Source organism: Brevibacterium sp. 50QC2O2 (assembly GCF_024580675.1).
GTDB classification, from domain to species: Bacteria; Actinomycetota; Actinomycetes; order Actinomycetales; family Brevibacteriaceae; genus Brevibacterium; species Brevibacterium moorei.
The window spans coordinates 1-18783 of record NZ_JANIJZ010000002.1 but is presented as its reverse complement, the minus strand read 5'-3'; the positions used below and the strand labels follow the sequence as shown (position 1 = coordinate 18783).

18 protein-coding genes and 2 rRNA genes are annotated in these 18783 nt (G+C 66.9%); 4 read left to right on the top strand and 16 right to left on the bottom strand.

What is annotated here, in order from left to right:
* Nucleotides 1–17 precede the first annotated feature (17 nt).
* Nucleotides 18–659 (bottom strand): phosphoribosylglycinamide formyltransferase, encoded by a 642-nt coding sequence (gene purN / locus NQ038_RS01550; protein WP_257049850.1) that lies wholly within the window; start codon nucleotides 657–659, stop codon nucleotides 18–20.
* 27 nt (nucleotides 660–686) lie between these two features.
* Here purN and NQ038_RS01545 point away from each other — a divergent pair, with 27 nt between their 5' ends.
* Nucleotides 687–1160 carry a hypothetical protein gene (locus tag NQ038_RS01545; RefSeq protein ID WP_257049851.1) on the top strand — a complete coding sequence of 158 codons (474 nt, stop codon included), beginning with the start codon at nucleotides 687–689 and terminating at the stop codon, nucleotides 1158–1160.
* Nucleotides 1161–1231: 71 nt separating this feature from the next.
* Here the strand turns inward: NQ038_RS01545 and NQ038_RS01540 are convergent, their stop codons facing one another.
* A complete protein-coding gene (locus NQ038_RS01540) occupies nucleotides 1232–2389 on the bottom strand; it encodes a DUF6350 family protein (RefSeq protein ID WP_257061657.1) in 1158 nt (385 codons plus the stop codon).
* A 131-nt stretch (nucleotides 2390–2520) separates the two neighbouring features.
* Between NQ038_RS01540 and NQ038_RS01535 the strand changes: the two genes are divergently transcribed.
* Nucleotides 2521–4116, top strand: coding sequence for a hypothetical protein (locus tag NQ038_RS01535; protein ID WP_257059550.1), 1596 nt, complete (start codon nucleotides 2521–2523; stop codon nucleotides 4114–4116).
* An 84-nt stretch (nucleotides 4117–4200) separates the two neighbouring features.
* Here the strand turns inward: NQ038_RS01535 and NQ038_RS01530 are convergent, their stop codons facing one another.
* The 10 genes from NQ038_RS01530 to clpS all read right to left on the bottom strand — a co-directional run bounded on the left by NQ038_RS01530 (nucleotide 4201) and on the right by clpS (nucleotide 14016).
* Nucleotides 4201–5589 (bottom strand): amidase, encoded by a 1389-nt coding sequence (locus NQ038_RS01530; RefSeq protein ID WP_257061656.1) that lies wholly within the window; start codon nucleotides 5587–5589, stop codon nucleotides 4201–4203.
* Between the two features lie 11 nt (nucleotides 5590–5600).
* Nucleotides 5601–7421, bottom strand: coding sequence for an ABC transporter ATP-binding protein (locus tag NQ038_RS01525; RefSeq protein ID WP_257061655.1), 1821 nt, complete (start codon nucleotides 7419–7421; stop codon nucleotides 5601–5603).
* Nucleotides 7421–8296 (bottom strand): ABC transporter permease, encoded by an 876-nt coding sequence (locus NQ038_RS01520; RefSeq protein WP_257061653.1) that lies wholly within the window; start codon nucleotides 8294–8296, stop codon nucleotides 7421–7423. The genes NQ038_RS01525 and NQ038_RS01520 overlap by 1 nt, the downstream gene beginning before the upstream one ends.
* On the bottom strand, nucleotides 8293–9240 hold the full coding sequence (locus tag NQ038_RS01515; protein WP_257059556.1) for an ABC transporter permease: 948 nt from the start codon (nucleotides 9238–9240) through the stop codon (nucleotides 8293–8295). Before NQ038_RS01515 ends, NQ038_RS01520 begins: the two co-directional genes overlap by 4 nt.
* A 7-nt stretch (nucleotides 9241–9247) precedes the next feature.
* Complete coding sequence (locus NQ038_RS01510; protein ID WP_257061652.1) at nucleotides 9248–10759, bottom strand: ABC transporter substrate-binding protein; 1512 nt, start codon at nucleotides 10757–10759, stop codon at nucleotides 9248–9250.
* A gap of 89 nt (nucleotides 10760–10848) precedes the next feature.
* Complete coding sequence (gene rdgB, locus NQ038_RS01505; RefSeq protein WP_257049859.1) at nucleotides 10849–11439, bottom strand: RdgB/HAM1 family non-canonical purine NTP pyrophosphatase; 591 nt, start codon at nucleotides 11437–11439, stop codon at nucleotides 10849–10851.
* A complete protein-coding gene (rph, locus tag NQ038_RS01500; protein WP_257061651.1) occupies nucleotides 11436–12176 on the bottom strand; it encodes a ribonuclease PH in 741 nt (246 codons plus the stop codon). The genes rdgB and rph overlap by 4 nt, the downstream gene beginning before the upstream one ends.
* A 66-nt stretch (nucleotides 12177–12242) precedes the next feature.
* Nucleotides 12243–13049, bottom strand: coding sequence for an MBL fold metallo-hydrolase (locus NQ038_RS01495; protein WP_257059567.1), 807 nt, complete (start codon nucleotides 13047–13049; stop codon nucleotides 12243–12245).
* Nucleotides 13050–13085: 36 nt separating this feature from the next.
* On the bottom strand, nucleotides 13086–13697 hold the full coding sequence (locus tag NQ038_RS01490) for a DUF2017 domain-containing protein (protein ID WP_257061650.1): 612 nt from the start codon (nucleotides 13695–13697) through the stop codon (nucleotides 13086–13088).
* 1 nt (nucleotide 13698) lies between these two features.
* Nucleotides 13699–14016: an ATP-dependent Clp protease adapter ClpS gene (gene clpS, locus NQ038_RS01485; RefSeq protein ID WP_257049862.1), complete on the bottom strand. Its 318-nt coding sequence runs from the start codon at nucleotides 14014–14016 to the stop codon at nucleotides 13699–13701.
* Nucleotides 14017–14078: 62 nt separating this feature from the next.
* Between clpS and NQ038_RS01480 the strand changes: the two genes are divergently transcribed.
* Nucleotides 14079–15404, top strand: coding sequence for a nicotinate phosphoribosyltransferase (locus NQ038_RS01480; protein WP_257061649.1), 1326 nt, complete (start codon nucleotides 14079–14081; stop codon nucleotides 15402–15404).
* Nucleotides 15405–15573: 169 nt separating this feature from the next.
* On the opposite strand, the gene NQ038_RS01475 is transcribed toward NQ038_RS01480, so the two are convergent.
* Together NQ038_RS01475 and NQ038_RS01470 are read right to left on the bottom strand one after the other, a co-directional pair.
* The gene (locus NQ038_RS01475; RefSeq protein WP_257061647.1) at nucleotides 15574–17370 is read right to left on the bottom strand and encodes a DEAD/DEAH box helicase; all 1797 of its coding nucleotides are present in this window, start codon (nucleotides 17368–17370) and stop codon (nucleotides 15574–15576) included.
* The gene (locus NQ038_RS01470; RefSeq protein WP_257049865.1) at nucleotides 17371–17658 is read right to left on the bottom strand and encodes a DUF3039 domain-containing protein; all 288 of its coding nucleotides are present in this window, start codon (nucleotides 17656–17658) and stop codon (nucleotides 17371–17373) included. It abuts the gene before it with no gap.
* A gap of 35 nt (nucleotides 17659–17693) precedes the next feature.
* Here NQ038_RS01470 and NQ038_RS01465 point away from each other — a divergent pair, with 35 nt between their 5' ends.
* A complete protein-coding gene (locus tag NQ038_RS01465) occupies nucleotides 17694–18203 on the top strand; it encodes a flavin reductase family protein (RefSeq protein ID WP_257061646.1) in 510 nt (169 codons plus the stop codon).
* Between the two features lie 106 nt (nucleotides 18204–18309).
* Here NQ038_RS01465 and rrf read toward each other — a convergent pair.
* Nucleotides 18310–18426: ribosomal RNA gene (rrf, locus tag NQ038_RS01460) — 5S ribosomal RNA — on the bottom strand.
* A gap of 170 nt (nucleotides 18427–18596) precedes the next feature.
* Nucleotides 18597–18783, bottom strand: a 23S ribosomal RNA gene (locus NQ038_RS01455); the annotation flags it as partial.

Below are 18783 nucleotides of genomic sequence, written 5' to 3'. Positions count from 1 at the left end.
GGGCTAGCTGTTGCGGTTTACGCCGGGGGCGCATAACCGGTCACGATCCGACCGGTCAGACTGAGGGAGGACCGGCCGAGGAATTCCAGCAGGTTCACGAGTTCCCGCTGTTCCACCGCCTTGATCCGTTCGTGCAGACTCGCCTCTGTGTCCTCCGGTGCGATGGCGACCGGGAACTGGGCGATGATGGGACCCGTGTCGACGCCCTCGTCGACTAAGTGGATGGTCGAACCGGTGACCTTAGCCCCATAGGCCAGGGCGTCGCGGACGCCGTGGGCACCCGGGAATGACGGAAGCAGAGCCGGATGGGTGTTGATGATCCGCTGTGGGAAGGCCGTGACGAACTCATCGCCGAGGATGCGCATGAAACCGGCGCTGACCACCCAGTCGGGTTCGAATCCCGCGACCAGATCACGCAGTCCACGGTTCCAGGCGGCCCGATCGGCGAAGTCGCGCGGCAGACAGGTGAATGTCGTGGCGCCCGCGGCCGCGGCTTTGTCCAACACCGGCGCATCGGCGCGGTCGGAGCCGACCGCCACGATTTCCACCCCGGTGCCGTCGGAGGGCGCCGGGCGCGCATCCTGGGGCCGTGGCGGGAATGCGCGCAGCACCGCCTGGGTCAACGAACCTGTTCCGGAAGCCAAGAGCACACAACGCACGCTCATATTCTATGCCAAACTGATCCGGTGAGTTCTTTTGATCCGAATGGCACCGGCCCCGGCAACCCGACACCCCCCGAACCCGATGAGAAGACAAAGGAGCTGATCGCCAGGGCCGGCCGCGAGGGCATGGTCATGATGGTGCTGTTCGCCGCCGCGCTGTTGACCAGCCTCTACACCCTGCCCTGGCGCCTGACCGCGGGGCTGTTCGCCGCCGCCGGGATCATCTGGGCCATCCGCTATGCCATCGCCTCGACCCGTGCCAAGCGCGGGGGAACCTGGCTGCCGACTGTGATCATTGCAATATTGGGCTGCGGCTGGTGCCTGTTGGGCACGATCAGCAATGTTGCGTTCTACCCGATGCAGCAGGAGCTCCAGGACTGCAGGGAGTCCGCGCTGACCGAACAGGCCGCGCTGGGCTGCCAGACGACCTACGACGATAAGCTCGAGAACCTGATGAAGTCCCTGACGGGCCAGACCGGGTGGCTCCTGCGCGACTGAACCGATGGGGCCGAACCGACGGGCCGGCATCATTCGGTTCCAATCATGCAGTTCCGTACGGCTTTTCTCGTTCAGTCCTCTACGGCTTTTGTGGACAGCACCTGCGCCACCCTGCCCAGGCAGACGCCGGCCATTGCGAAGACCGTCACGAAGGCGGGGAAGCGCACCAGATCCACCCCGAATCGAGCCAGGCCGCCGGGCCCCACTCCGCCGCAGGAGAAGACGGCGACAAGGACCAGGGATACGTATACCAGCACGGCGGTCGTGCCCACCACAGGCCAATCGACCCGGTCCCGCCAGGCCCGCCGGCCCAGCACCGCGAACATCCCCGCCAACACGACCACGGCCGCCAGGACGGGCACCCAGCCGGCCGGCTGGCCCGGCATGAGTGCCAGCGCGGGGATACCCGGACGCATTCCGACATCGCTGGCATAGGCGGAACCGGTCGCCGAACCCGACAGGTCGACCCCGGCACCCGTAATCCAGGCCAGGGCGAAGGCCATGAGGGTCGGAGCGTACAACAGCTGGAGGATCCCCAGACCCACCGCGGCCATCGCCGGAGCCGAGTACTGTTCGACAACGTCCCAGGCGGAATTCCAGCGCAGCACGATGCCCAGGACGATCAGCACCAGTGCGGCACCACCCAGCGCCACCACCACCCGCCGCAATAACTCCCACGCCCTGCCGAGTACCTCGGTGAAACCCGCGCCGAGCCCGTCGACGGCGCGGACCCACCCTGCCGGGGGGCTCGGCCGCAGGCCGACCAGCGCCGCGCTGCACACGACGATCCCGGCCCGCGCCCAGCCCACCGGACCGGGCTCGAGCAGAGGTGCCCACAACCCGGTGCACAGTGCGCCGAGCACCAGCGGAAGCACGAACCCCGCTGCACATGTCCACTGGGGGCCGACGCCAGGTACGGCCTCGACCGCCCTGTTACGGCGCAACTTCGCCGCACCGGCGTAGATCAACGCCCACAACCCCAGCACGGGCAGAGTCGGCGGCAGTGCCACGAGGAGGCCCCCGGCCCCCGCGGGCATACCGAGGAAGACCCCCAGCACGGTACCGGTCCAGCTGAACACCGATCCCGCCGGCAGCTGCTGGGTGATGGTCATCGCCCAGGCGCCGGCGGCGAGGGCGAATCCCACCACCACTGCGGGCAGCAGCACCCTAAGACTGCCGGCCATCCCATCGAGCAGGTCCCTGGCCATGGTGTCGCGTTCTTTACTCACGTACGCCATCTTGCCCGAGTCACCCAGGCGGAGGGGAGTGACGACACACCCAATAAACAAGTGACTCTGATAGTTTGGGATACCGTTCGAGCCGCTCACCAGGCGGACACGAGGAGACCCGAAGGACAGCAATGAGCGATCAGGAAAAGCCGGCGTCGAACCCGGAGAAGAAGGCTACGGACGCCCCGTCTTCGTCACCCAATACGGGGTCGGCTACGACCCCGATGCCCGCGGTCCCCCAGCACAAACCGGTCACACCGCCCAAGGCTCCCCAGCCACCGGCTCAGCCCCCCAAGGTCAAACCCGCCCAGGCCAACCGGCCGGTTCCCCCGCAACCGGATCGTGCACCGCAGCAGGGCTCCCAGAACCAGGGGGCGACCACGGAGCCACAGGCCACACAGCGAATCACCCCGCTGCCCCCGTCCCCGGGCGGTCCGCAACCGGCCCCGGCGGCAGCGAATCGTCAGGGCCCGGTCCAGCCACACGGCCCGGTCCCTCCGCACGGTCCGGTTACGGGTCCCGGCGGCCGGGCAGGTCAGGGTTCGCCCACGGGCCCGAATGCCCCCGCTGGGCCCGGTGGCCCGGGGGCTAGGGGCGGTCAGGACGGCCCGACCGGTCCGGGTGGTCCGGGTGGTCCGACCGGACCCGCGGCCTTCGGCGCGGCGGGCGGCCCCGATGCGCAGCCGCAGCGGAAGGGGCGCTCGGCGGCGTTCTGGCCGCTCATCATCTCGGCGATCGTCGTGGTGGTGCTGCTGGCCGGTCTGGGTGTGACAGCCGCCGTGCTGAGTTCGGTGAACAAGAAGAACCACGGTCCCGACAAGGTCGTCGCCGAGTACTTCCAGGCCCTGTCCTCCGGGGACATCGGCCGGGTGAGGGAACTGGCGCCGTTCAGTCTGCCGGAGAATATCAGCGACGCGCTCCTGACCAACGACGCCTATCTGAAGAACTCGGCGTCGAAGATCAGCGATGTACAGGTCGGGCAGGCCCAGGTCGATGGAGACAACGCCCGTATCGAGGCCACTTACAAGCTCGGCGACGAGGACCGGAAGATGACGCTGCAGGCCACCAAGGCCGGCAAGGAGAAGTTCGTCTTCGACAAGTGGCGGCTCAAGGCCCCACAGCTGTCCGTGATCCAGACGGCCCTGCCCGATGTCAAGGGCATGACGCTCAACGGCCAGGCCTTCCAACCCGAGGACGGCTACGCCAACTACGTCGTGTTCCCCGGCAGCTATGAGCTCAAGGTGCCCGGCGGCAAGTACTACGACGGCGTCACCCAGACCTCGGTCGCGGGTTTCGGCACGGATGAGGCTTCGCCCAAGCCGTTGAAGGCCACGCTCAAGGCGAACAACACATATACCAAGGACGTCCGCAAGGCCGTGTCCGACAAGCTCACGTCCTGCTACTCGAAGCACAAGTGGGCGCCCTCCGGGTGCCCCTTCTTCATCGATCCGAAGACCAAGTCATCCGGCAAGACCCTGGGCAAGGACGCCAAGGAGAAGGACGCCCGCTGGTCGGGCCCGAAGAACCCAGCGGTGAAGGCGACCATGTCACCGAATCTGACCTCGGGCACCTTCATGACCGATTCGTCCCAGTCCTTCAAGTTCAAGGCCAAGAGCACGAAGACGAAGGGCGCGACCTGGCGCGCCTCGGCGGACCGCCGCCTGGTCGGGACCGTCAAGGTCGCCTCCGACAAGGTGACGATCGAATTCTCACAGGCCAATAAGTGAACCGGGCCGAATAAGCCCGAATAAGCACAGTAATGCGCCCGGGACCCGCACTATCGCGGGCACCCGGGCGCACCGTCGTCTCAATCAGCCGATCACGGGGACGGGAACCGGCACCGCGGCCGCCGCTTCGTACCAGGCGGCGGCCGCGAGCACCCGGGCGTCGGCGAACCGGGCCCCGGCGATTTGCAGACCGATCGTCCGCCCATCCCCGGTATATCCTGCATTGACCGTGGCAGCGGGCTGCTCCCCCATGTTGTAGGGCAGGGTGTAGCCGATGTGGACCATCGGCCGATCCGCGTCGTCTCCCCAGGGCATCGGCCAGTCGGCGGGGAAGGCCGCCATCGGGGCGACCGGGGAGAGCACCAAATCGAATGAGTGCGTCACCGCGTTGGCCCGCTCCCGCATCTCCTGAATCGCATGATAGGCGGCGAACACATCCTGTCCCGTCGCATCCGCCCCGCCCAGGCACCACTGGCGGATATAGGGCAGAATCCGGCTCCGCTCATGCACCGGCAGGGCCTTGAGATCGCCCCAGGACCTGGCGCGCAGGAACACATCGGTGTGGCCCAACAGCTCCCCGTCCATGAACGGCTCGATGCGTGTGACAGTGGCTCCGGCCGCGGCGAAGAGATCCGCCGCGGCATCCACCGCGGCGGCGACCTCGGGGTCGGTCGGCAGGCCGCACCCGGCGTCCGTGTGCACGGCCACCCGCAGCTCGGCAGGTTCGAAGGGCTCGGTATAGGCTCCGGCGTATGGCGGGAGTTCGGAATAGTCCCTGCCGTCGGCGCGGCCGATGACGTCCATGGCGGCGACGACATCGGCCACGCGCCTGGCCAGCGGACCGGCGCAGCGGCCCAGGTACGGTGCGGCCAGCGGCACTCGGCCGAAGCTGGGCTTGAGCGTGGCCAGGCCCAACCAGGTGCCGGGCAGGCGGATCGAGCCGCCGATGTCGGTGCCGATGTGAATGGGCCCGTACCCCGCCGCAGCCGCGGCGCCGGCTCCGGCCGAGGACCCACCGGTGGTCAGCTCGGGGTTCAGCGGCGAGCGCGTGATCCCGTGCCGGCTGGACACCCCGGAGGAGAGCATCCCCCAGTCGGGCATGACCGTCGACCCCACGATCAACGCCCCGGCTTCCGCCAGCCGAGCGGTGATCGGCGCGTCCTCCTCGGGCACCGGCGGGGTGCCGGCGGCGTGGCCGGCCGGCATCGGGATGCCGGAGCGTGCGATGTTCTCCTTGACCGTCACCGGGACCCCGTCCAGCGGGCCCAACGGCGCACCGGCCCGCCATCTGGCCGCTGCCGCGGCCGCCTGTTCCAGTGCCGTGTCCAGGGTGCGCACCCACAGGGCATTGAGTGTGGGTTCGCAGGCCTCGATCCGGCCCGCCACCGATTCCACCGCATCCACCGGGGTGAAATCGCCGGATGCGAAACCGGCGCGCAGTGCTTCCGCGCTGTAGTCCGCCAACTCGGTCATGCCTTCTCCTCTCAGATACCCCGGGCGGCTTCCAATGCCCGGGCAAGATTGGGTGTCGCCTCGATCAGTCCTGCCGTGTACGCATCCCGGGGGTGCGTATAGACCCGCTCGATGGGCCCCGCCTCCACGACCCGGCCCGCGCGCATCACCGCCACATCGGTGCACAGATGCCGTACGACTCCAAGATCGTGGGAGACGAAGACCAGGGTCAGCCCGTATTCGTCCACCAGGTCCATCAGCAGATTGAGGACCTGGGCACGGACCGAGACGTCGAGGGCCGACACCGGTTCGTCTGCGACCAGCACCCTGGGTTTGCCCGCCAGTGCCCGGGCGATCGAGATCCGCTGCCTTTGCCCTCCGGAGAATTGGTGGGGGTAGCGCTGCACGGCATCTGCATCCAAACCCACATCGGCGAGCACACTGGTCACGCGGGAGCGCCTGGCCGCGGCGTCGAGCGAGGTGGCGATGAGGGGTTCGGCGATGATGTCTGCGACCGTCATCCTGGGGTCCAACGATGCGAAAGGGTCTTGGAATACCAGCTGCAGGTCCTGCCGCAGCCGGTACAGGCCGTGCGGGCCCGGATCCGTCACCTCGATGTCGGCCACCCGGACCCGGCCCGAGTCGGCTGTCTCCAAGCCGGTGAGGATCTTGAGCAGGGTCGATTTGCCCGAACCCGATTCGCCCACGATGCCGAAGCGGCCGCCACGTTTCACGTTGAACGACACTCCGGTCAGGGCGTGGACCCGATCTGCCCGGCCGAAGGGGAAACGCCTGGTCCGAGCATAGGTCTTGTGCAGATCGGCCACGCTGATCAACGATTCCCCCTCGTCCGCCCGATCGAAATCGACCGGCACCGGTTCGACGGCGTGTGCGGCCGGGGCCGTGGGTTCGGGCCGTGGCCGCTGCGCCGTCTGCCGCGCAGCCGACTGTCCGAGTCGGGGCAGCGGGGCCCCCTGGTACTCCCCCGATGTCGCGATGGTGAACAACCGACCGGAGGAGTCGGTGGACTCCAGATCACTGGCGGCCAGCAGCCCGCGCGTGTACGGATGGACGGGAGAGGTGAAGATTTGTTCGACGCTGCCCGATTCCACGACCACGCCACGGTTCATCACCAGGACCCGCTGGCACAGGCCGGCGACCACCGCCAGATCGTGGGTGATGAAGAGCAGGCCGGCACAGTGACTGGCGACCTGGGCCGAGATCAGGTCGAGCACGCTGCGCTGCACCGTGACGTCCAGGGCCGTGGTCGGTTCATCGCAGATCAGCAGGGCCGGATCATTGGCCAGGGCGATCGCCAGCACGACGCGCTGCCGCTGGCCGCCGGAGAGCTGGTGCGGGTAGGCGCGCGCCGCCGCGGCGGGGTCGGGCAGGTCGACGCTGGCCAGCAGCTCGACCGCACGTGCGGCCGCGGCTGCCCGGGTGGGGGCTCCGCCGTGGAGCACGATGACCTCGGCGACCTGCGCGCCGACGCGTTGCAGGGGGTTCAGCGCGCTCAGCGGGTCCTGGAACACCATCGACATGGCCTTGCCGCGCAGCCGGGAGAGCTGCCGGTCCGTCATTTCCAGGAGGTTGCCGTGTGCCCCGGCCAGACGAACGTCGCCACAGGCATTCGCATCATCGGGCAGCAGACCCATCACTGCCGATGCCGTCAAGGACTTCCCCGAACCCGATTCGCCGATCAGCCCGACCCGTTCGCCGGCGGCGATCGTGAGGTCTAGCGGTTCGACCAGCGTCCGTCCCCCGATCTCGATGCTCAGACCGGTGATCTGCAAGGCGGGGGCACTGTCGCCGGTCTGCGGCACGGGGGGCCGCTGGGCACTGCGGGTGGACATCACGAGCGTCCTTTCAGCCTGGGATCGAAGCGGTCGCGTAGACCATCCCCCAGAAGGTTGAAGCCCAGCACGGCCAGGGCGATGAACAGTCCCGGCCACAGTGCCAGATGGGGCGCGGTGGAGAGGAACTGCTGGGACTCCTGCAGCATCCGGCCCCAGGAGGGGGTGGGCGGCTGGGTGCCCAGGCCAAGGAACGACAGACCGGCCTCGGCCAGTACGGCCAGGGCGAAGGCCACGGAGGCCTCGACGATGACGAGGCCGACGATATTGGGCAGCACATGGTGCCAGGCGATGGCCAGCGGGCGCCGATTGCCGGCCTGCGCGGCCATAATGTACTCGCGGCTGAGCACCTGCAGCGCAGAGGAACGCGCGACCCGCGCGAAACCCGGAATCGAGGCGATCCCCAGCGCCACCACCGCCGGTCCGATCCCGGTACCGACGGCCGCGGCGAAGATCATCGCCAACAGCAGTGCGGGGAATGCCAGCAACAGGTCATTGCTGCGCATGATCAGGCCCGACAGCCAGGACCATCGGGTCTGGGCTGCGAGCATGCCCAGCGGCACACCGATGACGAAGGCGATCGCCACCGCCACCAAACCCACCAGCAGGGTGATCCGGGCGCCGGCCATAATGGCGGAGAACGTGTCCCGACCGAACTGGTCGGTGCCGAACCAGTGCGCGGCCGAGGCGCCCTGCAGCCTGGCGGCGGGATCCGCCTGGGTGGGATCGTAGGGCATCCAGATGAAGGACACCAGGGCCAGCACGACGACGAGTGCCACGAGCACCGCACCGATCGTCAGCTGCGCGTTCTTGCGACGTGAGGGACGAACGGGGGCAGTCGTCGCGCGGGTGCCGGATTGCATCGGTTCTGTCATGCCGCCCTCCGAATCCGTGGATCGATGATCGTGTACAGAACGTCGACCAGCAGGTTGATCACCAACACCATGAACACCAGGACCAGCACGATCCCCTGCACCGTCACCAGATCGCGGTTGCCCACCGCGCGCACCAGCTCACTGCCCATGCCGGGGAGCACGAAGACCTGTTCGACGACCACTGCGCCGACCAGCAGGGCCGACAGCTGCAGGCCGGTGACCGTGAGTACCGGCACTGCCGCGTTGCGCAGGCCGTGACGGACCACGGCAGCGCCCCTGGTCAGGCCCTTGGCCCTGGCCGTGCGCAGGAAGTCCTCGCCCAGGACGTCGAGTACCGCCGAGCGCACATAGCGCGAGAGGATCGCCGCCTGGACCAGGGACAGGGCCAGCACCGGCAGGATGAGCGAACGGAGGAAGCCGGCCGGATCGACCGCGGGCACGACCCAGCCCGAGGACGGCAACCAGCCCAGATTCACGGAGAACACCAGCACGAGCAGGATCGCGGCCAGGAAACTGGGGATCGCGACCCCCACCTGGCCCAGTGCGGAGATCACCGCACCCAGCGGGCGCCGGTGGCTGACCGCGGCCAGGGTGCCGACCGGCACGGCGATGAGCAGGGACACCACGACCGCTGCGACCACCAGGATCAGGGTGACCTGGACGCTGCCGGAGATCACAGGGCCGACCGGGGCCTGCGTGACGTACGAGGTACCGAAATCACCGTGCAGAATACCGCCGACCCAGTGCAGATACTGCACGGGCAGGGGCCGGTCGAGTCCGTATTCGGCCTCGAGCGCGGCCACCGCCTCGGGCGTGGCGTTCACGCCCAGCGCCACCTGTGCCGCGGAGCCGGGCAAGAGGTTGAGCAGGGCGAAGACGACGACCGAGGCGATGACCAGCGTGATGGCGAACTGCAGCAGTCTGACGCTGAGGAACCGCAGCATGGACGCCTCAGGCCGCGGCCAGGTCGACCAGCCGGAACGCGTCGGTGATCTGGTTCTTCGGCAGTCCGGTCACGCCCTTGTTCGCGACGATGAGATTGGGCAGCAGGAAGAGGAAGTCGGCTGCTGCGTCATCGGTGATCGTCCTGGCCACCTTCTTCATCCCGTCGATGTATTCCTGTTCGGTTCCGGCATCGGCCTTGGCGGCGTCCGCTTCGATGCGCTTGTAGTCGTATCCCGTGTAGTAGCCCTTGCCGAAGACCGTGAGGATGTCACGGGCCTCGACATGGCTGACCACCGACATGTCATAGGAGTGGTCCGTCAGGGTCTTCTGAATCCACACACCGGGGAACTCCTGGATCTGCACCTTGGCGTTCAGTCCGACCGCCTTGAGCTGGGAGACCACGATATTGCTGATCGCCGTGGCATACGGCAGATTGGGCACGGTGAAGGTCAGGCTCTTGCCGGAGATCCCTGCTTCGTCGACGAGCTTCTTGGCCTTGTCCACGTCATAGGGGTAGACGTTGTTGAGGTCCTCGTAGTACGGATCGGTCGGCGGTACCATGCTGCCGATCAGGGTGCCGTGGCCGCCCCAGGCCGTGTCCATGACGGCCTTCCGGTCGATCGCGTACATCACGGCCTGGCGCGCTTTCTTGTCCTTGAAGATGCCGGCGGCGTTGTTCATCGACAGGACGACCTCGCCGTTCGTCGTGCCCTCGACGACCTCGAATTTGTCCGACTGCTGCTGGAAGTCCGAGAGCAGATCGGGGGCCTGCAGGTTACTCAACACATCGACCTGACCGGACTTCAGAGCGTTCGCGGCCGACACCCCGTCCTTGAAGTACTTGAAGGTGACCTGCTTGAGCTTGGGCTTATCGGCCCAGTAGTCGTCGCGGGCGGCGAACACGATGTCCTGGCCACGGGTGAATTTCTCGATCGCGAACGGACCGGTGCCGTTGGCCTTGTTCGCCAGATCGTCGTGGTCCTTCGAGTCGAAGACCGTCCCGACCAGGGAGGCCAGGTTGTACAGCCACGAGTTCGAGCGCTGTTTGAGCTTGATGGTGACCTTGGCGTCGCCATCGGCCGTGACGGAGTCGATGATCGCCATCTTCTGGCTCAGCGGGTTCTTCCAACCCTTGCCGGTGCGCACGCGGTCATAGGAGTACTTCACGTCCTCGGCGGTGAAATCGGCGCCCGAGGCGAACTTCACCCCGGTCTGCAGGTCGAAGGTGTAGGTCTTGCCGTCTTCGGAGACCTTCCAGGCCCTGGCCAGGGACGGCTGGATCTTGCCGTCCTGGTCCACCCGCACCAGCGACTGGTAGACGTTCTCCAGCAGGGCCTGCGGAATGGCCGCGCCGCCGGTCGTGGTGTAGTCCAGGTTCGCCGGTTCCGCCGTCTGCGCGACGATCAGCGAATCCTTCGCCTGGCCACCGGCGGCCTGCGTTCCGCCTCCTGCGTTGCAGGCGGAAAGGGGAAGTGCCAGCACAACGGCCAGGGCCGCGCCGAGGCTCCGAAGTTTCATGATGCTCCTTTAGATGGGCGGCGCCTGGGGTTGAACACCGTCACCCAAAGTGTAATAGGGCTCACCCCACGGCGCACGCCCGTCCATCCCTAGGCCAGATGGGCGGCCAGGGCGCGGAACGCCGCCCCACGGTGGGACACCTCGTTCTTCTCCTCCGGACTGAGCTCTGCGGCCGTCCGCTGCCCCTGACCGACCAGGAAGATCGGATCGTAGCCGAACCCTCCTGCGCCGTGGGCCTCATGCGCCAGCCGACCGGGCATCAGCCCCTGCTCGACGATCTCGGAGCCGTCGGCTCCCACAAACGCGGCCGCGCACACGAAGCTCGCACCGCGGTGCTCATCGGGGATGTCCGCCATCTGGGCCAGCAGCAGCTCGAGGTTCTCCCGGTCCGCCCCGTGGGTGCCCGACCAGCGGGCCGACAGGATGCCGGGCGCCCCGCCCATCACGTCGACGGCGATTCCCGAGTCATCGGCGATGGCGTCCAGCCCGGTGGCCGCCTGGGCAGCACGCGCCTTGAGCAGCGCGTTCTGGGCGAAGGTCACCCCCGTCTCGACCGGATCGGGCAGGCCCAGGGAGCCGGCGGTGACGACGTCCACATCGCCCAACAGCGGGGTGAGGATCTCGCCGAGTTCCCTGGCCTTGTGCTCATTGTGCGTGGCCAGCACGATCCGCCGGCTCATGCCAGGGGCTCCGCCCCGGCGAGCGCCGCGCGCTGGATGCGCGCCAATTCGGTACAGCCGCCGGTGGCCAGGTCGAGCAGGCTGCCCAGCTCGGTCCGGTCGAAGGGAGCGCCCTCGGCAGTGCCCTGCACCTCGACGAAGGCGCCCGAACCTGTCATCACCACGTTCATATCGGTCTGCGCGCGGGAATCCTCCTCATAGGGCAGGTCCAGCATCGGGGTGCCGTCGATGATGCCCACGCTGATCGCGGACACGGAATCCTTCAGCGGCTGGGCGGACTTCTTGATCCACCCGCGTTCCTTGCCCAGTGCCAGGGCATCGGCCAGGGCCACATAGGCGCCGGTGATGGATGCCGTACGGGTGCCGCCATCGGCCTGCAGGACGTCGCAGTCCAACTGCAGGGTGTTCTCCCCCAGTGCGTCCATGTCGACGACTGCGCGCAGGGCCCGGCCGATCAGGCGTGAGATCTCGTGCGTCCGCCCACCGATCTTCCCCTTGACCGATTCGCGCGAGTTCCTGGTATTGGTGGCGCGCGGAAGCATCGCATACTCCGCCGTCACCCAGCCCTTGCCCTGACCCTTGAGCCAGCGGGGCACGCCCTCGGACAGGGATGCCGCGCACAGCACGCGGGTCCGGCCGAACTCGATGAGTGCGCTGCCCTCGGCGTGATCCAACCAGTTGCGGGTGATTGTCACCGGGCGCAGCTGATCGACCGCGCGTCCGTCTGAACGTGTCATGGAAATGAACTCCTCGTCTCTTCGTCTATCGTGATTCTCAGGCTTATGGGCTGCCGGTGCGGCCGCTCAGATGTCCCAGCGCCGCCCCGGCCGGGCCACCTCGAGCGGCCCGGAGAACTCGGCGGCGGCCTCGGCCGCTACGACCTCGGGATCGGTCCACGGCGGGATGTGTGTGAGCACCAGCTTGCCGACACCGGCCTCACGGGCCACGATGCCGGCCCGCCGACCGCTGAGGTGAATCCCGCGCACGGTGTCACGGCCCTCTTGGAAGGCGGCCTCGCACAGGAACAGGTCGGCACCGCGGGCCGCCGCCACGATCCCCTCGCAATAGTCGGTGTCCCCCGAATAGGTCATCACCCGGCCGGCAGCATCGGTGAAGCGCATCGCATAGGCCTCGACGGGATGGTCGACAAGCGTCGCCTCGACTTCCAGGCCGCCCACGCGCAGGTGCGCCCCGTCGTGCAGGTCGTGGAACTCGAAGACCCTGTCGAGATTCGCGTCCTGGGCGTTCTCGGCCACGGGACTGGCGCCCGGATCGGTATGGTGAGCGGCCAGTAGCCTGTCCTCGGTGCCCGCCGGTCCGTACACGGGCAGGGCGCACAATGGCCGCCCGCCCTCGCAGAAGAAGCGGGGATCATAGCTGCGCGCCACATACATCCCGGTCAGGTCGATGAAATGATCGGGGTGGAGATGGCTCAGCAACACCGCCTCGATCGTGCTCAGATCGGTGTGCGTCTGCAGATCACCCAGCGCTCCCTGCCCCATGTCCACGACGATCGGCGCAGCGGAGGGGTCTGCGCGCAACACATAGCTGCTCGCGGGGTTGCCGGGCCCCGGGAATGATCCCGAGGTTCCAACGGCAGTCAGCTGCATGTTCACCCATTCCTCCTAGTCAAAGCCCTTGCGCCGTCAGTTGAGCCCGTCAAGGTCCATCAGCTCGTCTACGATGCGCTCCTGCATCCAGCTGAGGAAATCGTAGACCGATATGTGCATCTGGTCGGCCTCGCTCAGCTCCTCGAAGCCCGTATCCATGGCCTGTACGTCCGCCTCCGTCTGCAGCCCCAGGCGGGCCGCCAGCACCAGACGCACATCGCCGACCGCGATCATCCACGCCCGGGCGCCCTCCCGGTCCAAGTCGATGCGTCCCGAGCGGTCCAAGTCGAGCAGGGCCCTGCGCAGATTCGACAGCTTCGACTCCCGCAATTCGGGCTCCGTGTAGCGACGGAACTCCGCCGAGCGCTCGGGATCCTCGCGATCCAGACTCGGCAGCAGCCGGGCCAGGGCCGGATCCTCCGGCGGCGTCTGCGGCCCCATCGTGAACATCCGCTCGAACATCGCGCCGAGGCCCTCGGTGGCCTCCCCCGTCATGTCGGTGGTGTCGCCGATTTCCGCGTTCGCGGCGCCGGCCGGCGCGCCGCCAAGCAGTTCGATCGTGTCGGTGAACAGCCCGGTCAGGAGCCTGCGTTCGTTCGCTTCGAGGTCGATGACGACCGGATGGCGGTGTGAGCCGGAAATGCGCATCTCACTCCCCCCGGTCCGTAGCCCGGCGGCATTCCGCCCAGAGACCGAATTCGTGCATGGCCAGCGTGTCGCGCTCCATCTTCTCCCTGCTCCCCCTGGCTACCACGGCCCGGCCGCGTTCGTGAACCTGCAGCATCAGGGCCTCGGCCTTCGCCTTCGAATAGCCGAAATAGGAGCGGAACACATAGGATACATAGTTCATCAGGTTGACCGGATCGTTGAGCACGATGGTGAGCCACTCGTCCTCACCGGCCCTCTGCCGTGCGACTGTGGGTGCATCCTCTAAGACCGCGCTGCCGGCCCCCGCGCTGTTCGTCACCCGTTAAGCCTATGCGAAAGCCCACCCGGGACGTGCTCTGGGCATGCAATAGGATTCCTTTTATGAAGGATCTCATACGCCAGGCGGCCTCTTCGGCATTCCTGACCGACCACTACGAACTCACCATGTTGCAGGCCGCGCTGCGCTCGGAGACGGCTGGGCGGCCCAGCCTATTCGAGGCATTCGGACGCAGTCTGCCGGCCGGCCGTAGATACGGTGTTCTCGCCGGCACCGGGCGCTTCTTAGAACTGCTCGCCGACTTCCATTTCAGTGGCGAACAGTTGGACTTCCTGCGCCGCACCGCTGTGGTCGACGAGGCCACCATCGACTTTCTTGCCGAGTTCGAGTTCTCCGGAACGATCCGCGGATATGCCGAAGGCGAGATCTACTTCCCGGGTTCACCGCTGGTCACCGTCGAGTCGACCTTCGCCGAGGCGGTCGTCTTGGAGACGCTGCTGCTGTCGACGTTGAATTACGATTCTGCTGTCGCTTCGGCAGCCTCGCGCATCACCTATGCGGCCGGTAATCGGCCGTGTGCGGATATGGGATCGCGCCGGACCCATGAGCAGGCGGCGGTGGCGGCGGCCAGGGCCGCTGTGATCGGCGGCTTCACCTCGACGTCGAATCTGCAGGCGGGACTGCGCTACGGGCTCAAGACGATCGGCACCTCGGCCCATTCGTTCACCCTGCTCCACGACGACGAGCGCGCGGCCTTCGCCGCCCAGATCGATGCCCTGGGAATCGACACCACGGTGCTCATCGACACCTATGACATCGAACAGGCGGTGCGCACCGCCGTCGAGGTCGCCGGCCCCGGCCTGGGTGGAGTGCGCATCGACTCCGGTGACCTGGCCATGCAGGCGGGCGAGGTCAGGGCCCTGCTCGATGAACTGGGGGCGGTGAACACCACGATCACCGTGACCAGCGACCTCGACGAGTACGCGATCGCCGGTCTGCGCGCCGCCCCAGTGGACTCCTACGGAGTCGGCACCAAGCTCGTCACCGGGTCGGGGGCTCCCACCGCAGCGCTCGTCTACAAGCTGGTCTCCCGCCGTGACGGGGAGTCCGGGGAATGGGTGTCGGTGGCGAAGCGTTCGGCGCACAAGGAATCCCACGGCGGTTTCAAACAGGCCGTGCGCAATTTCGACGGCACGATCGCAACCGAGGAGTCCATCGGCGTTCCCGCCCTGCCGGATTCCGCAACGACCGGCCGACCGCTGACCGTGGACCTGGTCGTCGACGGCGTCATCGACGAGTCCTATACGGGTGTTGAGGGAGTGCGCCGCGCGCGGGCACGCCATGCCGCGTCCTTGGGTGAGCTGCCGCCTCGGGCACACAGCCTGCAGCCGGGTGAGCCGGCCCTGCCCACGGTCTACTACCAGGCCTGACCCCCTCCGGGCCCTCGCCCTACCAGTGGCTCTCGCCAGACAGGTGCCCCTCGGGCCAAGTGCCCGCGCCTTACCAGTGGCTCCACTCGGGTGACTGTGGCTCGATAACTCGTGAGTTATCGAGCCACAGTCACCCGAGTGGAGCCACACCGCTGTGGGGTGGGGAGGGTTATTTGCGGCCGACGAACCAGCGTTGCAGGGTCTTGATCCGGTCCTCGATCTGGCTTCTGGAGGCCTCGGCCACGGCCGGTCCCCCGCAGGCGTTGCGCAGTTCCACGTGGATCGTGCCATGCGGTTTGCCCGTGCGGCGTGCCCAGGCCCCCACCATCGACTGCAGCTTGGTGCGGTCCTCCTTCAGCGCGCGGTGTTCGAGCTCTTCGGTATGCGGTTGGGTTTCCGGGACCGAGGTCTTGGTCGTCCCCTGCCGTTTGACCTGCTCGGCCTGTCTGGTGCGCAGCAGCATCGCGACCTGGTCGGGTTCCAATAGGCCCGGCAGCCCGATGAAGTCGAGCTCTTCCTCCGAGCCCACCGCCCCGCCGGTGCCGAACTCACCGCCGTCGAACAGCACTCGGTCGAACGAGGCCTGTGCGTCGAGAGCCTCGAAATTGCCGTCGAGCAGGCTCGAGGACGCGCTCTCGCCCTGTTCGGCACGTTCCAGTGCAGCATCGTCGAGCACCACCTCGTCCGGATCCTCGGCGCTCTTCGGCCGGTCCAGGGCGTGATCGCGTTCGAGCTCCAGCGAGTTCGCCAGGGCCAACAGGACTGGCACGCTGGGCAGGAACACCGATGCCGTCTCCCCGCGTTTCCTGGCGCGCACGAAGCGGCCGATCGCCTGGGCGAAGAACAACGGCGTCGATGAGGAGGTCGCGTAGACGCCCACGGCCAGGCGCGGCACGTCGACCCCTTCGGAGACCATGCGCACCGCAACCATCCACCGGCGCGTGGACGTGCGGAACTCTTCGATCTTGTCCGAGCCGCCGGCTTCGTCCGAGAGCACGACGGTCACCGATTCGCCGGTGATCTCCTTGAGCTGTTTGGCATAGGCACGGGCCACCTGCTGATCGGTGGCGATCACCAGTCCCCCGGCGTCTGGCACCGCGCGTCTGACCTCGGTCAAACGGATGTCGGCGGCGCGCAGCACCGCCGGGATCCACTCACCACGCGGGTCGAGGGCTGTCCGCCAGGCCTGTGCGTGAATGTCCTTGGTCGCTTCGGCGCCCAGGACCGCCGACATCTCATCGCCGGCCTTGGTCCGCCAGCGCATCTCACCCGAGTAGGTCATGAAGATGACCGGACGCACCACCCCGTCGTGCAGGGCACGGGAATAGCCATAGGAATAGTCCGCCTGCGAGGTCCTGATCCCCTCTTCATCGGCCTCGTAGGTGACGAAGGGGATGGGCGAGGTGTCGGACCGGAAGGGCGTACCGGTCAGTGCCAGACGGCGCTTGGCCGGTTCGAAGGCGTCGCGTACTGCATCGCCCCAGGACAGGGCGTCCCCGGCGTGATGGATCTCGTCGAGGATCACGAGGGTCCGGCCGGCAGCCGTCCTATTGTGGTGCAGGGCCGGTTTCGCCGCCACCTGGGCATAGGTCACTGCAACCCCGTGGAACCCTCGACCGGTCCGCCCCTGGCTGTTCTTGAAATTGGGGTCGAGTTTGATGCCGACACGAGCAGCCGAATCGGCCCACTGCACCTTGAGGTGTTCGGTGGGAGCGACAACGGTAACCCGGTCGACGACCCGACGGGCCAGGAGCTCGGCAGCCAGACGCAGGGCGAAAGTCGTCTTGCCGGCACCGGGGGTTGCCACTGCGAGGAAGTCCTTGGGCTCGCTCTCGAAGTACTTTTCCAGGGCCTCGGCCTGCCAAGCGCGCAGCTTGCCGGCCGTTCCCCACGCAGCGCGTTCGGGGAACGCCGGTGACAGGTTTTCGGCCGCACTGGTACCCGGTACGCGGTGTGCGGTCGTCATTTACTCCTTCGGTCCTTTGGGATCCTTGGGGCCCTCTGGCATCTTCTCGAAGATCTCTTTGCAGGTGGGGCAAACCGGGTATTTCTCCGGATCGCGGCTGGGAACCCACACCTTGCCGCACAGGGCGACGACGGGTGTTCCCATGACCATGGCCTCCATGATCTTGGCCTTCGGAGCGTAGTGGGAGAAGCGCTCATGATCGCCGGGTTCGGCGGGGACTGTGAGTTCTTCGCGCTCCAGCGTCGTAGCGCCGCCGGTGCGCGGCATCGTTTCGGTCGGTTCAGACATGACATCCATTCTAGGACCTCTAGGATGGAAGCGTCATGGAAAACAGCAGTGATATGGCGGATGCCACCGCCGAACGGTACCGGAGCGTCGCAGGCAGAATAGTCAAAAGCGTCGCGGTGCTCAGCGTCGAATGCAAGGGCGCGGTCCAGGCCATCACAGTCGATTCGTACCTCGACGTCAGTTACGACCCGCCGACCATGGCGGTGAGTGTCTATGCGGGCTCGCGGATGGGCGATGCGCTGGACACCACACGGCGGATGACCCTGAGCGTGCTGGCACCGCAGCACAAGGGCACGGCCCAGTGGCTGGGGACTCCGGGCCAGCCGACCTATGGCCTGCTCAACGGCGTCGAGCTGGCCGACGGCACCACCGGGTATCCAGCCCACATACCCGACGCCGTGGCGGTCTTCGAGATGGAGATCGTTCAGCGCCTCGAGATTGAAACACACACACTGGTGGTCGGCCACGTCGCACACTGCGCTCAGGCCGACGGAGCTGGCCTGCCCCTGCTCTATGCCGGGGGCGAATACTTCATGCTCCCCTAATGCGTCAACCGTTCCGAGGAACTCGGTGAATGAATGGAAGAGGGCCCTCATACGGTCGGCGAGCTAAGCTCCAGCCGGCCATACGAAGACCCTCAACCAAATATAATTGCGGCGGTGACCTACTCTCCCACACACTCCCGCATGCAGTACCATCAGCGCAATCGGGCTTAGCTTCCGGGTTCGGAAAGGGACCGGGCGTTTCCCCAACGCTCTCACCACCGCAAAACCACAGGACACACAGAAATGCGTGACTGGATCGTGCAGTGAAACTAGCAGACGTGAACACCAACCCCACAGGGCTGTGCATGCTTATACGCTCAAACTCGTTGTTACTCGTGTTACCCAACCCACCACACACCCCGACAAGACCACAGTCCCACCAAGTCGTGTTGTTTGGGTGAGTGAACGGTGTATTAGTACCAGTCAGCTCCAACCGTTACCGGTCTTCCACATCTGGCCTATCAACCCCATCATCTCTAGGACACCTTAAAGGAGACCTCATCTCGAAGCAGGCTTCCCACTTAGATGCTTTCAGCGGTTATCCCTCCCGAACGTAGCAAACCAGCCATGCCCTTGGCAG